This is a genomic window from Microcoleus sp. B9-D4 (genome assembly GCF_036705105.1).
Lineage (GTDB): Bacteria > Cyanobacteriota > Cyanobacteriia > Cyanobacteriales > Microcoleaceae > Microcoleus.
The window spans coordinates 155,992-173,297 of the sequence record NZ_JAUBTS010000005.1 but is presented as its reverse complement, the minus strand read 5'-3'; the positions used below and the strand labels follow the sequence as shown (position 1 = coordinate 173,297).

The window sequence follows — 17,306 nt, the reverse complement described above, 5'->3', positions numbered from 1 at the left end:
TTGGTATTGGTCTGCTGTCGGTGCGATAATTAATTGTACCCTCCAGAAACCGGGTTTATCGAATAAACCCGGTTTCTAAGTCTTTAATGCCGATCGCGCGCTAGCTTCAAAACCTCAACCGTATCTTTGTGACCTTCCGAAGACGCCCAAATTAACGCAGTCCAAGTATTATTATCATACGCTTTGATATCAGCTCCTTTATCGATTAAAAATTCCACAACTTGAGTGCGCCCGCTACCTGCCGCACTCATCAAAGCCGTCAAACCAAAATTAGTTTTAGCATTCACATCCGCCCCCGCCTCCAGCAAAAGCTGTACAATCTCCGTATGTCCGGCAGCAGCGGCACTCATTAACGGCGTCCACCCGTCATTATCCTGACTGTTGGGCCCCGCACCTGCCGCCAGCAATTTTTTGACGATCGCCGAATTGCCAGCCTCAGCCGCAGTCGTCAAAGCCGTCGCACCTTCCTCATCCTTGGCATTGATATCTGCACGCTGTTTGATCGCACTTTCTACAGCCGCAACATCACCCGTCTTGACGGCATTAATTAAATCTGTCATAAAATCTCCCTTGCATCCTTTCAAATCTTAAATCCTATGGCAGTAGATATTTTAATCCTCTCCAACGGCCCCGGAGAATTGGCAACTTGGGTGCGTCCCGCCGTGCAAGCTTTGCGCGAGCAATTGGCAAACGCGGGCACTCAAGCCCGCATCTCTGTGGTGCTGTCCCCCTGTCCGCACGCCACCGGGAAAGAAGCACAAATCGCTTGTTCCTACCCAGAAGTTGACAGAGTGCAAGCACCGGAGCATTTTTTTCCTTTCCTATTATCTGGCAAAACTGCTGGAAATTGGGATTGGTATGAAACAGGAGTTGTTTTGTTTTTAGGCGGCGATCAATTTTTTACAGTTGTGATTGGCAAAAGGCTAAAATATCGCACTGTTATTTATGCTGAATGGGACGCGCGGTGGTATCGCTGGATTGATAAATTTGCGGCGATGAAACCTGAAGTTTTTGCTAAAATTCCCGAAAAATATGCTAATAAATTTACAGTTGTTGGAGATTTGATCGCCGAAGTAGGGAACGGGAAATCGGGCAGGGCGGGCACGGGGGCACCGCCCCTACGGAAAATAGAATTAATTGGATTGTTGCCCGGTTCTAAAGCGGCTAAATTAGCTTTAGGTGTACCGTTATGTTTGTCGATCGCCCAATCCATCCACCGCCTCCGCCCTGAAACTCGTTTTGTAATTCCCGTTGCTCCCACTATAGATCTAGAAACTTTAGCACGTTTTGCCGACCCGGAACAAAATCCTTGCCTGCATTTATTTGAGAACGCCAGCGCCGAACTTCATTTAACAGAACCGCCGTTTTTGGAGACAGCAAATAAGTTGCAAGTAGAACTTTGGACGCAGACGCCCGCCTACGATTTGCTATCAGAATGCAGCCTGTGTTTAACTACTGTGGGAGCGAATACTGCCGAATTGGGTTCGTTAGCTGTACCGATGATTGTTTTGATTCCGACGCAGCAATTGGATGCGATGAAAGCTTGGGACGGATTGCCGGGATTGCTGGCAAATTTGCCGTTAGTCGGTTCAGTTTTTGCGACGGGGATTAATTGGCTAATCTGGCAATTGGGAAAGGGAAAGCTTTATGCTTGGCCGAATATTTGGGCACAGGAGGAGATTGTGCCGGAGTTGATTGGGAAGCTGGAACCGGAAGTAATTGCTCAATTGGCGATCGACTATTTGAGCCATCCTGATAAATTAGCACAGATGGGCGATCGTTTGCGTGCGGTTCGAGGAGAATCGGGGGCGGCGAAAAAAATTGCTGAATTGGTTTGTGAAGAAATTGAGGTGCAATAATCAATAAAACCTCGTAGGGGCGGGTTCACCAACAATCTCTGACTGTAATTCATAATCTAAATAAACCCGCCCCCGCCCAACGGTAAATCTCAATCTGCATTATTCCAGTATTTTATAAATAAAGGTTGATACAGGCTATTAGTTGGGTGGGGGCGGGTTTTTGAGATTGTCGGTTTTTGGCAATTATTGCTGGTGAACCCGCCCCTACAGGAACTTAACCTCGATCGTGCTTAGCAATCACCCAAACAGCGTGGATCGTACCCGGAAACAAGAAAAAACAGCTTAGAACCAGGTTGATCCAAAAATCTCTGCCCATGCCGACAGTCATAAATACGCCCAGAGGGGGAACAAAAATTGCAGCGACTATGCGAATTAAATTGCTCATCTCAGTTAATCCCAACGAGTTTTCTCTTTCAATTTAACTTCACTGACTGACAGAGCCTTTCCCGAAAAACTTAGGCGGTGCTGCCATAGTGTAAACTTCGGTTTCAGCGGCGATTACCTGGCGCAAGTGACCGGGAACTTGCATCAACCCCAACAGTGTAATTCCGTCGAACATCCGCAACCCGCCAGTTGTTTTCTCGGCGAGTAATTTGTCAGTAACTTCGGGATCGGGTCGCGTATTTATTTCTTGATTAGAAGCTATCGCAAAACCCCAAGGAGCTCCGTAAGTAGAAATAAAGCTGGTGCAGGATTGAACATTGGAGAAAACAGATTTCAGGGTATTTACAATGCGAGCGTGCATTTTCATTTCTGCAGGAGAAACGGGGCCCGCTTGCACTACGAAATATCCGTTAGGTGACATTACGCTGCGAACTTTCTCAAAATACTCCTTGGTAAACAACTGGAAAGATGGGCCTTCTTCAATGGGATCGGACAAGTCAGAAATGACAATATCCCAATCATTGTCCGTTTTATCTAAATAGTCCAAAGCATCGCCGATTACTACTTCGCAGCGGGGGTCGTCAAAGGCATTTTGGTGCATTTCGGGCAGGTGTTCGCGGCAAGCTTCTACTACTTCGCCGTCAATGTCGATCATCACGACTTTTTCAACTGTTTTCCAGCGCAGCACTTCTCTAATTGTAGCTCCTTCTCCGCCGCCGAGAACGAGGACTTTTTTGGGTGAACCGTGACAAATCATGGCTGGGTGCACCAGGGGTTCGTGGTACAGAAACTCGTCGCCTGTACAAGATTGCCACTTACCGTCTAAAACTAAGCCTTTGCCGTAGGTACCGGTCTGAACTACGTACATTTCTTGATAGGCTGTTTTCTTGTAAGCGAGCACCGCGATAACGCCGTGGACGTAAATATCCCAGGGGGTAATGTACTCGCTCATCCAAAAGTCTGCACGAACTTCGCTACCTGACATCAATTACTCTCCAAATATAAACTGCTGTGTCGATGTTGTCACAAGTAGTAGTTCTTAACACAAAATGGTGCGGGTGTGTGAGTACGATCGACACATTAAAGTGAGATTTCGGAGGAATGGTATAGTGTGATTGCGTTCTGGGAGCAATTGGCTTGGTACTTGAGATTGCTTGTGGGCGATCGCGCGCCCAGTCGAGATCACTTTTCCCGTCGCCCCCGGTCGAGATCACTCACATTTAATATTTTCGCCAGCAACGCCGGCGGGTTTTGTACAAAGGTTGTGTGAATCGGGCAATTTTTAGCGCTGGGCCCGCCTTTATAAGTTTGCGATCGGCCTGCTTATTTATCAATAATCGGATGAAAACCCCGCAAATGCGAGAGCGGGGAATAAAAGTAGCGATCGGTTTTCACCCGACTTGTTATTAATAACTTGACATTGAGAATGTATATTAGATATGATTTTTAGACCTAGCCAAATAAAGGCAGCGTTGAAGTTTTCGGGCCAAATTGCCGACGCGATGTGCGACAAAATTATCACTAGGTAAAGGGTGCAACTAAATTTACTGATTAAACTGTTAGGGCACTATTTTTAGGTTCAAAATAATAGCCGATGGAACCAACAGACTGGGAAAACAGAATCAAAGAGCTGGAAAATGAAAATCGAAGGCTGCGGGAAAAACTCGAAAATTCGGAAACAGAACGGAGCAAATTACAAGCCCTTAATCAAGAAAAAGAATCTTTGCTAAAAAAGCTCACGGAGGAATTTAGAGATTCCGAAAATATTTTAAAAGCAAGAATGTCTACACTAGAAAAAGCTTTGCAAAACCAGCAAACAACGCAGCTCAAATTGATCGAAGCTGAGAAAATGTCGGCTTTGGGCATTTTGGTAGCTGGTATTGCCCACGAAATCAACAATCCCGTCAACTTCATCTACGGCAATATTACCTATGTCAATGACTACGCTGGCGACATTTTAACATTGCTAGCAATGTACCAGGATAGGTATCCCGAAACAGATGCAGAGATTGAAGCTTTTCTGGAAAAAATTGACATCGACTTTTTGCGCGAAGATTTGTTGAAAACTCTTTCGTCAATGAAAGTGGGCTCCGAGCGCATCCGCGAAATTGTGTTGACTTTACGCAACTTTGCGCGGGTAGATGAAGGTGAAAAGAAACCAGTTAACATTCACGAAGGAATTGACAGCACCTTGTTAATTTTGCAGCACTTAACTAAAGAAAAATCCGGTTATTCCGCTATTAATCTTATTAAAAATAATGGAGACTTGCCCAAGGTAGAGTGTTATGCGGGGCAATTAAATCAGGTATTTATGAACATTATTAATAATGCTGTTGATGCCCTGCGGGAGCGAGAGCAAAAGTCTTCAGTGGACGATATCGAAGCCAACCCTATCCAGATGACAATTACTACTTCTATTATTTCCGATAATTGGGCAAGAATTAGCATCAAAGATAATGGTCTGGGAATGAATGAATCTGTAAAAGCAAAAATTTTCGATCCGTTTTTCACCACCAAACCAGTTGGTCACGGGACGGGTTTGGGATTGTCAATTAGCTATCAGATTGTTGTGGACAAACACGGCGGGAGGTTGGAGTGCATATCCGCAATTGGAGAAGGGACTGAATTCGTGATCGAGATTCCGATCGCCAATTCCCGCAGCTAAGATCGATCGATCGAGCTAAACTGAGGGATAATGAAAACTCCCTTTGACCGCGGCTCCTCCTAGTTTGATGTGCAACCCTATGTCTACTGTCACTTTTGGTTTGTCAACCCCTATAGCGGCAGAGGCCGGGGCATCCTACGGCAGCAGCGAACCGCCACAACGCCCCACCGTGCAAGCAGAGTGGATCGAGGTATTGGTGGACTCTCCTTTCAGGGTTGCGGGGGACTCCCCTGGGGAGGAAAACAAGTTATTTACCTATCGTTTACCTGCGGAACTTACCGTGCAACCAGGGGATATCTTGAGTGTACCCTTTGGCAGTCAACAGGTAGGGGCGATCGCAATTCGGTTCATTTCTCAACTGCCGCCCGACTTAGATCCGGCGCGAGTTAAAGATGTCGAAGATGTTGTCAGTACAGGTTTTTTCCCACCGACTTACTGGGAATTGCTCGATCGCACTGCCACCTATTATTGTACACCTTTAATTCAAGTAATTAGAGCCTCGCTGCCGCCCGGTTTGTTAAGCCGTTCCGTGCGCCGAATTCGCTTAATTAAGGACGCAATTTCTCCGAATGCCGAAACATTTCTCAATCCCGCCGCGAGTCAAATTTTGCAATTGCTGCAAGCTCAAAAAAACGGCGATTACACTTGGCAATACCTCCAGCGCCAAGTTAAGGGAAGTTATCGGGGATTGAAAGATTTATTGAAACGCGGTTGGGTAGAAAGTTATTTAGAACCTCCCAATCCTCCCAAACCACAACTCAAACCGGCAGTGACATTAATTGCTAGTGCATTTGTCACAGATTTAACCAAGCGGCAACAAGAAGTATTGGAAGTTTTGCGGCGCGGCGGCGGTGAAATGTGGCTGAATGATTTGTTGAGAATTTGCAGTGCAAGTTCTTCGGTTGTAAAAGCTTTGGAGCAAAAAGGTAGCGTTGTAATTGACCAAAGGGAAGTTCTCAGGGGCGATCGCGGAATTTCTCAATTGCCCGATGCACCCAAAACTTTAACTCATTTTCAAGCTGAAGCTTTAGCGTTTATTAACTCTTTTTCGGGATTCCGTCAAGTGCTGCTGCACGGCGTTACAGGTTCCGGGAAAACCGAAGTGTATTTGCAGGCGATCGCCCCAATCTTAGCCAGCGGCAAATCCGCCCTCGTGCTCGTTCCCGAAATCGGCCTCACACCGCAACTTACAGACAGATTCCGAGCCCGTTTTGGCGAGCAAATTTGCGTGTACCACAGCGCCCTATCCGACGGCGAACGTTACGATACATGGCGTCAGATGCTGACTGGAACCCCGCAAATTGTCATCGGCACGCGATCGGCCATTTTTGCACCTTTACCTCACCTCGGCTTAATTATCCTCGATGAAGAACACGACAGCAGCTTCAAACAAGACCAACCAGCCCCCTGCTACCACGCCCGCACCGTTGCCAAATGGCGCGCCGAATTAGAAAATTGTCCCTTAATTTTAGGTTCCGCAACGCCAGCATTAGAGACTTTGGTGGGGACGCGCCGAGATTATTACTCGTTACCAAATATCCATTATTTATCATTGCCCGATCGCATTTATTCCCGGCCGATGCCGCCTGTGGAAATAGTCGATATGCGCCAAGAATTGCGGCAAGGAAACCGCTCAATTTTTAGTGCTTCCCTGCAAAACGCGCTGGAACAATTGCAAGCAAGACAACAGCAAGGTATTCTATTTATTCACAGAAGAGGACACAGTACCTTTGTCTCTTGTCGAAGTTGCGGCTATGTAATGGAATGCCCGAATTGCGATGTTTCCCTGTCTTATCACCACGTCGGCGAAGGAACAGCAGAAGTGTTGCGGTGTCACTACTGCAACCACACGGAACGACACCCGCAAAACTGCCCGGATTGCAGTTCTCCTTACTTCAAAAACTTTGGTAGTGGCACTCAGCGAGTCGAACAGGAATTAACGAGATTGTTTCCCCAATTGCGGGCAATTCGGTTTGACAGCGATACCACTAGAAATAAGGGGGATCACCGCAGATTGTTAACGCAATTTGCTAATGGGGAAGCTGACATTTTGTTGGGTACGCAAATGCTGACGAAAGGGCTAGATTTAGCTGGAGTCACATTGGTGGGAGTTGTGTCGGCTGACGGGTTGCTGAACTTATCAGATTATCGGGCCAGCGAACGAGCTTTTCAAACATTAACTCAAGTCGCGGGGCGTGCGGGCAGAGGCGACGATCCGGGGCGGGTAATTATTCAAACTTACACTCCCGAACATCGGGTTATTCAAGCAGTTAGGCGGCACGAATATGCGGGTTTTGTGGAAACAGAATTGGCAGAAAGAGCGGCGCTGAATTATCCTCCTTCGGGGCGGCTGATTTTGTTGCGGTTGAGCAGTGTAGATGCGGCGGAAGTTGCGGTGACGGCGGTACAATTAGCGTCTGTTTGTCAGGAGTATATTGAGCGATTGTCTGTACCGGGGTGTGAGTTGTTGGGGCCTGCACCGGCGGCGATTATGCGGGTGGCAAATCGCTATCGGTGGCAGATTTTGCTGAAGTTGCCTTTGGATGAGTCGGTGGATTTGTCTGATTTGATCGGGTTGCGCGATCGCACCCCGCGTTCTGTTAGTTTAACTATTGATGTCGATCCGTTGAATTTTGGTTGATTGGTGGTGGAGAAATGCGATCGGGCACAGGAGAGGGCGGGCACGGGGGCACCGCCCCTACGATTATTTTGGGGTAGGGAAACGGCATTGCCGTGTCCTCCGTTATATTAATTCTGGTTGCATTGGAATGATTTAACCGCAGAGAACGCAGAGAACGCAGAGAACGCAGAGGAAGAGATGAGAGAGATGAATAATTCCGATAAATATCGGATTTGATATTACTTAAACATCCGGGTTGTGCCACTCTCGCTCGATTTTTTCCAAGTCTTTCGCGGCTCCCAATTGTTGAAAAATTTGATGGGCACTGTTGTAATGTTGTTGGGCAAGTTCTGGGTTGTTGCGTTTGCGTTCAAGTCGTGCTAAATCGTAGTTGGCATCGGCAATTTTGCTAGGTTCTCCTAGTTCTTCTAACTTCGCTAAAGACTCTTTTAAAAGGGGTTCTGCTGCATCCAAGTTACCCCTAAGCATCTCAATTTCTCCCAAACAACCGCTCAAACTTGCCATACCGGAGCGATCGCCCAATTTTGTCTTAAATTCCAAACATTGTCGGTACAATTTCTCAGCTTCATCCCAATTGCCGAGATTTTTCTCTATATTTCCCAATAGTCCCCAACAAATTGCCATACCAGACCGATCTCCTAATTCTGTCCTTAATTGCAAAGATTGCTGATACAATATCTCCGCTTTATCCCAATTGCCACGTCTTAACTCGATATCTCCCAATAGCTCCCAGCAAGTTGCTATACCAGAGCGATCTCCCAATCCTCTCTCAACTTCCAAAGATTGCCGGTACAATCTCTCCGCTTCATCCCAATTGCCGCGATTTCGCTCGATATCTCCCAATTGTCTCCAACAAGTGGCCATACCAGAACTATCTCCCAATTCTGTCTTAAATTCTAAACATTGTCGGTATAATCTTTCAGCTTCATCCCAATTACCACGCTTTAGCTCAATATCTCCCAATACTCCCCAACTACTTGACATAACAGAGCGATCGCCTAATTCTGTCATAATTTCCAAACATTGTCGGTATAATCTCTCGGCTTCATCCCAATTGCCACGCCATCGCTCAATATCTCCCAATTGTCCCCAACAAGTTGCCATGCCAGAGCGATCTCCTAATTCTGTCCTTAATTCCAAACATTGTCGGTACAATCTCTCAGCTTCATCCCAATTACCGCGATTTCGCTCAATATCTCCCAATTGTCCCAAACAAGTTGCCATACCAGAGAGATCGCCCAATTTTGTCATCAATTCCAAAGATTGCCGGTACAATCTCTCTCCTTCATCCCAATTGCCACGCTTTAGCTCAATTTCTCCCAATAATAAACTAATTATCATAACAAAGGGAACATCTGGCAATTCACTGAATTTTTCTAAAATTTGTTGATAATACCACTCAGCCTCATTCAGATTCCACATTTCTTTTGCTACCCATCCTAACAGTAAATAGGCAATAGCTTGCAAGTAAATATTCCCTACTGCTTGTGCAATCTCTAAATATTCCTGATAAAAAACCTTTGCTTGTGACCAATCCCGCAACTTCTGAAAGACATTACCCAAACCATATAAAGCATTAGCTTCCCCGTGGCGGTTTTCCTGTTTGCGGGCAATTTCCAGCGATTTTTGATAGGCATTCACTGCCGCCAAAAATTGTTGCTCTTGCTGATAAGATTCTCCCAATCCCTGGTATACTTGAGCTTGCAGCGCTAAATTTTTTGTTTCAACAGTCAACTCCAATGCTTTTTCTAAATATTCTCTCGCTTTAGCTGGCTTTTCTTGACTGAGATAAGCAACTCCTAATTGATGTAAAATGTTGCTGCAAGCACTAGGATTTTTTTCAGAACCAGAATGGCTCGGACTGTATTCCATCAACAAAGACTCTAAAAGTTCTATTCTTTCTTTCTTCTCCGGTGGGTTTAATGTCCTAAAAATTTTTTCCAGATCGAGAGTTCGAGCAACGGCTTCATCTCTAGTAGCTTGAGTAGTTTTAAACAGAAATACCCCCGATTTCCACGCCCAAAAATCCGGTGCAAACTTCGCCAAACGAGTAATCGCATAGTCCGGCAAAACAAACAGGATCGGATGCGGAACGCTGGTTTTATAAGCATCTCGCACCCAATTAAGGTCTTGTAATACCGGAGGATATTCGTCAAATTTGCCGATCGACTTTTCCAATCCCCGCACAATTAAAACTAATTTTTTATTTGGCTCTCGCTTAATAGTAGGTAAAATCTTGATAATTTCATCTCGGAGAAAACGCAAATTCTCATCAAAACTCACAACTTCAAATTGAGTTTCTTGAGAAATCGGATGAGTTTTCAATCCCTCAATTAACAAATCCGCTTCAGCATTAAAATTAACTTCTGCAAACCCGATAGTCAAATTATCCGAAAAATCAACAAACGTCAAAAGTTGAGTAAATGCTTGCTGATTTACAGCTAAAAATCGCCCAATTTGTTGTGAATTACGATCGTTCTGGGTTAACATTGGATTCTCTGGCATCTCGGAGAGCTTTTTGGAATTCTTCATTTTGCTTCACCACCGGATTCGGATAGTTCCATCGATTTTTGCCGTTGTATTCCAAAACCGAAAGATTGAATAACATCAATTCACTGATTTCATCTTTATTAATATTTTTTGTCAAACAAACTTGAGCTAAAAGTGGATAATGATTTTGCGGGATAATCCGTTCAAAATTAAATTGTTCTTGTTTGATTGCATAGGTAACATCTTCAGCCATTATTTTATCGTGACCGCGACCTCTAGCTGTTATGGAAGCAGTTCGCATAATCTGGATGAGTTGGCGAACATGACCGCCGCTGGCTTTTGCCACTTCCAGCAATTGTTCGCGGGACTCAAAGATTGTGTCAACTTCAACTCGACGTTCGATTAAACTAGCCATAGCATTTAAGCTAACTTCATTGTAGTTTAAGTCACAGCTATCTCGATTAAATTCATAAATATTGACCATAGGGACAATGTGAGGACAATCAAAATTCTTGACGGCATTTTGAGACGAGTACAGAGCTCCCAGCGGAACTGTATAAATCATCGTACAGTTCAGTTCTTGAAGTTGAGCGGCATAGTCAAAAAATAAATGGTTTGCCACCTTGGGAGGAACGCGGTCTAAATTATCAAATATAATTAAAAAACCTTTATAGTTGGGAAACTTTTTACGCAGCTTTTTGACAGCATCATTTAACAGCAAGTTAATATCGGCTTTCAATCGAGAGATATCTTTTTCTAAAGTTTGGCGAATTGTTTTTTTCTGCTTATCAGAACCTTTGATTTGTGCCAGTAACTTGACCAACAACTTCGCTAAAAATGGAGCTTCCGGCCCCAAAGTTGCTTCTCCTTCGATACTGATTGAACTTTCAACTGTTCGTTCTGTTTCTTCGGTGACATCCTTAAACCAAGCCTCAAAATTATCCATCAGCCGAGAATCTAATTTCAGCCCCAGCCGCCGCATTTCAAACTCAACTCGCTTAATGGCAATTAAATAGAAATCTGTATAACCGACATCATTAATATCTGTCTCTTCGTTGACTTCCAGATAAATGACGCGATAATCTTTTTCCCACTCTTTTTGAATTCGCTTCAATTCGGTACTTTTGCCACAGCCGCGATGTCCGGTAAACAGGATTGTGGTAAACTGTTCGGGTTCTTGACAGTCTAAAATATTACTGACACCTGCGATCGCTTCGGTTTTGCGAACATCCGATAAATCAACATAATAGCGATCGAGATCTGCACCTTCTAAGGATTGGAGAGGATTACAGACTTGATAAGCAGTTTTGAGGGTAGTTGCGCGGTTGATAGGATTAGTGGTCATAAGTTTTTAATTTAGTATATTTGTTGCAGGAAACCTGAACAATGTATCAAAGTTAAGTTGTTTATGTACTTGTATTTTAGCAAAATAGGTTCGCAGTCAGGACTAAAGTCCTTAGAAAAAAAAGGACTGAAGTCCTTACTACAAACTAATGGGTAATATACCAGTTTTCAGCCGAGTGAAGTACAGATTCAACGGTAGGGAAACGGCACGGCGCCGTGTCCTTGATCCTGTCAACAAGGGCGTTAAACCCGCAGTCCGGCAGGGGTTGAAACCCCTGCCTCAAAGCAAAAGTCCTCGCTATGAGGACTGAGAAAAAGACTGGTAAACCGATTAGTCCTCTTCAGAGGACTTTCGCTATTAGACAGGGAATTCATTCCCTGGCGGACTGCCGGGTAGGCGGGAGGACTGGCGGACGAAAAGCTTAAGTTGACACGCCTTGGGCACGGCGCCGTGTCCGTACTGTAAATCCTACCAACTAAGGCAAATCCGTACTCCCCATCAGATAAAGGTCGCACTCCCGGGCCACGCCGCGCCCTTCATTAATCGCCCAAACCACCAAACTTTGTCCCCGGCGACAGTCTCCAGCCGCGAAAACTCCCGGAATGCTGGTTGTATACTTTTCGTGATCCGCTTTCACGTTGCTGCGCGCGTCGCGTTCCAATCCCAAGTCATCCAGCAAGGGCTGTTCCGGGCCGAGGAAGCCCATCGCTAGCAAGACAAGCTGTGCGGGCAACACTTTTTCGGTGCCGGGGATGTGTTTCGGAATGAACTGCCCTTTCTCGTTTTTCGCCCACTCCACCTCAACGGTGTGCACGGCTTTGACATTGCCGTTTTCGTCGCCCTCGAACTTTGTCGCCGTGGTGAGATAGCCGCGGGGGTCGTCGCCGAATTTGGCTGCCGCTTCTTCTTGGCCGTAGTCGAGGCGGTAGACTTTCGGCCATTCGGGCCAGGGATTGTTGGCGGCGCGTTCCGAGGGCGGTTTGGGCAGGATTTCTAGCTGTACCAGGCTTTTGCAGCCGTGGCGGATGGAGGTGCCCACGCAGTCGGTGCCGGTGTCGCCACCGCCGATGATCACGATATCTTTGCCTTCGGCGGAGATGAAGTTATCGTTTGTGCTCTTGTCTAAAACTGCTTTGGTGTTGGCTGTCAGGAAGTCCATTGCGAAGTGGATACCTTTTAATTCGCGGCCTTCAATGCCCAAGTCGCGCGGTTTGGTGGCGCCGGTACAGAGCACAACTGAGTCGTATTCTTTTAGCAGTTGTTCTGCTGGTAAGTCTTTGCCGACTTCGGTGTTGCAGACGAATGTCACGCCTTCGTCTTCGAGGACTTTCAGGCGGCGCATGACGACTTGTTCTTTGTCTAGCTTCATGTTGGGGATGCCATACATTAGCAGGCCGCCTGGTCGATCGGCTCTTTCGTATACTGTTACCCAATGACCAGCTTTGTTGAGTTGCGCGGCGGCGGACAAACCGGCGGGCCCGGAACCGATGACGGCGATTTTTTTGCCGGTGCGTTTAGCGGGGGGTTCGGCGGTAATCCAGCCTTCATCCCAGCCTTTGTCGATAATCGAGGCTTCGATGTTTTTAATCGTGACTGGCGGGTTGTTGATGCCGAGCACGCAAGCGCCTTCGCAGGGTGCGGGACAGACGCGGCCGGTGAATTCAGGGAAGTTGTTCGTTTTGTGGAGTCTGTCTAGGGCTTCTTTCCACAGTCCGCGATATACTAGGTCGTTCCATTCGGGGATGAGGTTGTTAATCGGGCAGCCGCTTGCCATGCCGCTGATAATTGTGCCCGTGTGGCAAAACGGAATGCCGCAATCCATGCAGCGCGCGCCTTGGGTGCGGAGTTTGTCCTCATCCATTGGCAGGTGAAATTCGTCCCAGTTGTGGACTCTCTCGACTGGTGAGAGTTCGGAGGGCAATTCGCGCAAGAATTCGATAAAGCCTGTTGGTTTTCCCATAGTGGTGTTCTGGTTAGAATTTACTATTCTGTCAGTTTCTCAAAGGTGAAGCTGGCGGGCTTCTGAATTAACTATTGTGATCTAAATTGTGTGCGATCGCACCTCAGATTGAGCAATTTGTACATGAAATCTTTAATATCGCCGGGAGTCGGGGAATTGTCGGCAGCGGTAAAATATAGATAGATGGACAGCAAAGAAACCGGGTTTTTTACGGGGATTAAAGGTTTTAAAGGTTTTGATGCAGTATTTTCGTCCATCGGGAGCATCTCACCTTTGCAGCCCTCCGCTAGAAATTGGAGTTTTGAGGCAGGAGGCAGGAGGCAGGAGGCAGAAGGAAAGAGGCAGAAGGAAGGAGCCAGAAGGAAGGAGCCAGAAGAAGTATTTTTACAAATATGAGATGCTCCCCCTCCATCAAACCCGGTTTCTACGTAATTTCAGCATGGCTTATTCTCCGACGATCGCATTTACCGATAATCCCACATCTGGAAACCCTCGCGGGTTAACTCGGACGGCCCGCCAGCGTCAACTTTCAAGCGCCGTCCCCATCAGGAGGGCTCGAAATACAATACAAAAAGTTACAGGTCTTGCAAAATATTAATTTCAGGATATACTACTGTAAATCGGTCAGATATATGGAGTTAATACCATCAACTCCTAAAATAGGTACACAAAGTCATGAGCATTACAATTGAGAACGTATCGAAACACTTCGGCTCCTTCCACGCCATTGACAACGTGAGTTTGAAAATAAAAAACGGCTCTCTAGTCGCGCTTTTAGGGCCTTCCGGTTCGGGGAAATCGACTCTGCTGAGGATGATTGCCGGACTCGAACCGCCGGACACGGGTCATATTTACTTGATCGGCGAGGATGCTACTCAGCAGTCGGTGCAGGAACGGCATATCGGTTTTGTGTTTCAGCACTACGCTTTATTCAAACACATGAGTATTAGGAAAAATATTGCTTTTGCGATGGAAATTCGCAAAGTTCCTAAAGACTCTATTCGCAGGCGGGTTGATGAACTTTTGGATTTAGTGCAGTTGACAGGTTTGGGCGATCGCTATCCTTCGCAACTTTCCGGGGGCCAGCGGCAGCGGGTGGCTTTGGCGAGAGCTCTAGCAGTTCAACCAAAAGTGTTGCTGCTAGACGAACCTTTTGGAGCATTAGATGCTAAAGTCCGCAAAGAATTGCGATCGTGGCTGCACAACCTTCACAAAGAAGTTAACATCACCACAGTTTTTGTGACTCACGACCAAGAAGAAGCTATGGAAGTAGCCGATGAAATTGTGGTAATGAACAAAGGTAGAGTCGAACAAGTTGGCACTCCTGCTGAAATTTACGACAAACCGGCATCAGCTTTTGTGATGAGTTTTATTGGGCCGGTCAATGTGCTGTCGAATGCTGCAGGTTTGTTCGCCAGCAACGCCACAACGGCTCGCAATAATGGAGCCGCTCATTCGGACGTAGTGTTTTTGCGCCCCCACGACGTGGAAATTAAAACTAAGCCGGAGTCTGGTTTTTCATTAGCAAAAGTCAGTCGCATCATTCATTTAGGGCGGGAAATACAAACCGAGTTAGTGTTAGAATCCGAGCAGGTAGTAACAGCTTACGTGAGTCGCGAGCGCTTCGATTCTCTACAGTTAAAGCGAGATCAGCAGGTTTACGTCAAGCCCAAACACGCAATGACTTTCCCTGCTTATTCAATTTAAATCAGCGGCTGCATCTTACGCAAAATACTATCGGGGAGCTTTTACAAAACACTCCTCCCACATCGTTACCAGGCTTGTGCCTGGTAATGCTGTCTCGTGGCTCTAAATCGGAGGCAGAGCCTCCTGAAATTCATTCCCAGGCTCTGCCTGGGAACGAGAAAACGAGAAAAAAGAGAAATCTCAGGCAGAGCCTGGGACGGAGAACTAGAAACAAGATAGGTGAAGAATATGACTGCTAACAAATTCTTGAATTTAGCAACTAGCACTTTACTTAGTTATCGCCGTTACATCCAGGCAGGATTAACACTTTGTGCAGGATTGGGACTCTCTGCGATCGCTTCTTCAGTTGCGTACAATTGGGAATACAAATCCATGCAAGCCGAACTGCAAGATCGGCTGGACAAAATAGCTACAGACATTCAGAGAGATGTTAGCGGCAATTTAGAAATAATTCGGGCTGCTGGAGCATTTTACAGCGTATTTGACGGCGTTCAAAAATCAGAAATGAAGACATTTGTTGGTTCTGCCCTCTACCGCCATCCGAGCCTAAAGGCGATCGCTTGGCTGCCCCGTGTTTCTGACTCTCCGCAATTCCTGACTGATGAAATAGATTTAGGTTTAGATTTGACTGCCAATCGGCTAGCGTTAGAAAAAGCGGCCAAAAGACAAGAAATCATCGCGACTGACCGCCAAAAATTGCCATCACAAATTCACCCCATCGTCTTCGTCTTCCTGCCAATTTTTAGTCAAAATTCTCCAGGCGATTCCGCAGCATGGTCGCCCAATTTAGCTGGTACAGATCCCGAAAATTTGAAAGGTTTTGCTTTCGGAATTTTGCTCGTCGATGCTATTGTTAAATCCGCTTTGCAGGAAACTCAACTCAACTTTGTCAACGTTTATCTTCAAGATGCTATGGCTCCTGAAGCAGAAAGGTTTCTTGCCTTTTATGAAGCCAAGACAAAAAGGATAATTACCGATGAAAACATTAAAAATAAAATCCAAATTGGGGAAAGAGCTTACTGCCCAGACGGCAGCAGTTGCACCCGCATTCTCAATATTGAAAATCGCAGGTGGTTGCTGCAATTACGGCTAACGCCAGAGTACATTAATCCTCTAAAATTTTGGCGCTCTTTGACGGTTTTAATTGTGGGGACAATCTTAACTTTGGTGGCGACACTTTATCTGATGAGCTTGTTAACTTATACCGAAAAAATTGAAAAGATCGCAGCCGAAGGCAGGGCCAAATCTCAACAGTTAGAGCAAACTTTGCAAGAGTTGCAACAAACTCAAGCTCAACTAATTCAGCAGGAAAAAATGTCTAGTTTGGGTTTATTAGTTGCTGGTGTCGCCCACGAAGTTAACAATCCTATTAATTTTATTTACGGCAATATCCACCACGCCAGGGCATATACTAGCGATTTGTTGGAGTTGGTAAAACTCTACCAAAAACAATATTTACACCCTCCCTCGGAAATTTCCGAGTATTTAGACAATATTGACTTTGACTTTCTCAGCAAAGATTTGCCGCAACTGCTGTCTTCGATGAAAATAGGAGCAGAGCGCATTGTTCAAATAGTCCAATCTTTGCGGAATTTCTCTCGCTTAGACGAAAGCGAAATGAAACCTGTCAACATCCATGAAGGCATTGACAGCACTCTGCTAATTCTGCAAAGTCGCCTGAAAGCTACAGACGATCGCCCGGCGATCGAGATTGTTAAAAACTACAGCCATTTACCTTTAGTAGAGTGCTATGCCGGACAATTAAATCAGGTGTTTATGAATATTCTGGCTAATGCGATCGACGCCCTTGAGAGTTACAACCTCGATCGCGGGCCCAAAGCAGCGCAAGCTAATCCGATCGCGATCGCCATAACCACAGAATATTCGATCCCCGATAAAATAATTGTGCGGATATCTGACAACGGCCCCGGTATGGCAGAAAATGTCAAAAAACGGCTGTTTGACCCGTTCTTTACGACTAAACCTGTGGGAAAAGGGACAGGATTGGGACTGTCAATCAGCTATAAAATTGTCGTAGAAAAGCACAAAGGTGCGCTGCGCTGCGATTCGACACCGGGATTGGGGACCCAATTCTCGATCGAGATTCCGCTGCGGCAAGAAGTCAGACAAGCTGTACCGTTTGTTTCGCGGAAAATATCGGAGGCAGCTTAGAAAGGGCTGGGGAAGGAAAATTTTTTCCCCATTAACTACTGTAATTCGGTCGGGTTATAGTATTATATGTAATAATGCCACAA

Annotated in this window: 12 protein-coding genes; 6 read left to right on the top strand and 6 right to left on the bottom strand. The window is 46.0% G+C overall.

Going from position 1 to position 17,306, the window contains the following annotated elements; genetic code table 11:
• Nucleotides 1-83: 83 nt before the first annotated feature.
• Nucleotides 84-560, bottom strand: a complete 477-nt coding sequence (locus QUB24_RS04925) for an ankyrin repeat domain-containing protein (protein ID WP_333151227.1) — start codon at nucleotides 558-560, stop codon at nucleotides 84-86.
• Between the two features lie 36 nt (nucleotides 561-596).
• Between QUB24_RS04925 and QUB24_RS04920 the strand changes: the two genes are divergently transcribed.
• Complete coding sequence (locus QUB24_RS04920) at nucleotides 597-1,859, top strand: lipid-A-disaccharide synthase (protein WP_333151225.1); 1,263 nt, start codon at nucleotides 597-599, stop codon at nucleotides 1,857-1,859.
• Between the two features lie 214 nt (nucleotides 1,860-2,073).
• Here QUB24_RS04920 and QUB24_RS04915 read toward each other — a convergent pair whose 3' ends face one another.
• The gene (locus QUB24_RS04915) at nucleotides 2,074-2,244 is read right to left on the bottom strand and encodes a YqaE/Pmp3 family membrane protein (protein ID WP_333151223.1); all 171 of its coding nucleotides are present in this window, start codon (nucleotides 2,242-2,244) and stop codon (nucleotides 2,074-2,076) included.
• A gap of 39 nt (nucleotides 2,245-2,283) precedes the next feature.
• Nucleotides 2,284-3,228, bottom strand: coding sequence for a fused MFS/spermidine synthase (locus QUB24_RS04910; RefSeq protein ID WP_333151221.1), 945 nt, complete (start codon nucleotides 3,226-3,228; stop codon nucleotides 2,284-2,286).
• A gap of 609 nt (nucleotides 3,229-3,837) precedes the next feature.
• Here QUB24_RS04910 and QUB24_RS04905 point away from each other — a divergent pair.
• Entirely contained in the window at nucleotides 3,838-4,908 is a 1,071-nt protein-coding gene (locus tag QUB24_RS04905) for an ATP-binding protein (protein ID WP_333151218.1), read from the top strand.
• A 79-nt stretch (nucleotides 4,909-4,987) separates the two neighbouring features.
• Nucleotides 4,988-7,549, top strand: coding sequence for a primosomal protein N' (priA, locus tag QUB24_RS04900; protein WP_333151216.1), 2,562 nt, complete (start codon nucleotides 4,988-4,990; stop codon nucleotides 7,547-7,549).
• 222 nt (nucleotides 7,550-7,771) lie between these two features.
• Here priA and QUB24_RS04895 read toward each other — a convergent pair whose 3' ends face one another.
• The 3 genes from QUB24_RS04895 to gltD form a co-directional block, all read right to left on the bottom strand.
• Nucleotides 7,772-10,081 carry a tetratricopeptide repeat protein gene (locus QUB24_RS04895; RefSeq protein ID WP_333151214.1) on the bottom strand — a complete coding sequence of 770 codons (2,310 nt, stop codon included), beginning with the start codon at nucleotides 10,079-10,081 and terminating at the stop codon, nucleotides 7,772-7,774.
• Nucleotides 10,017-11,384: a P-loop NTPase fold protein gene (locus tag QUB24_RS04890; RefSeq protein ID WP_333151212.1), complete on the bottom strand. Its 1,368-nt coding sequence runs from the start codon at nucleotides 11,382-11,384 to the stop codon at nucleotides 10,017-10,019. Before QUB24_RS04890 ends, QUB24_RS04895 begins: the two co-directional genes overlap by 65 nt.
• Nucleotides 11,385-11,859: 475 nt before the next feature.
• The gene (gene gltD, locus QUB24_RS04885) at nucleotides 11,860-13,344 is read right to left on the bottom strand and encodes a glutamate synthase small subunit (protein WP_333151210.1); all 1,485 of its coding nucleotides are present in this window, start codon (nucleotides 13,342-13,344) and stop codon (nucleotides 11,860-11,862) included.
• Nucleotides 13,345-13,527: 183 nt separating this feature from the next.
• Between gltD and QUB24_RS04880 the strand changes: the two genes are divergently transcribed.
• From QUB24_RS04880 to QUB24_RS04870, 3 genes are all read left to right on the top strand, one after another.
• Nucleotides 13,528-13,740 (top strand): hypothetical protein, encoded by a 213-nt coding sequence (locus tag QUB24_RS04880; protein ID WP_333151208.1) that lies wholly within the window; start codon nucleotides 13,528-13,530, stop codon nucleotides 13,738-13,740.
• 279 nt (nucleotides 13,741-14,019) lie between these two features.
• Nucleotides 14,020-15,051 (top strand): sulfate ABC transporter ATP-binding protein, encoded by a 1,032-nt coding sequence (locus QUB24_RS04875; RefSeq protein WP_333151206.1) that lies wholly within the window; start codon nucleotides 14,020-14,022, stop codon nucleotides 15,049-15,051.
• A 228-nt stretch (nucleotides 15,052-15,279) separates the two neighbouring features.
• On the top strand, nucleotides 15,280-17,223 hold the full coding sequence (locus tag QUB24_RS04870; RefSeq protein WP_333151204.1) for an ATP-binding protein: 1,944 nt from the start codon (nucleotides 15,280-15,282) through the stop codon (nucleotides 17,221-17,223).
• Nucleotides 17,224-17,306: the final 83 nt, after the last annotated feature.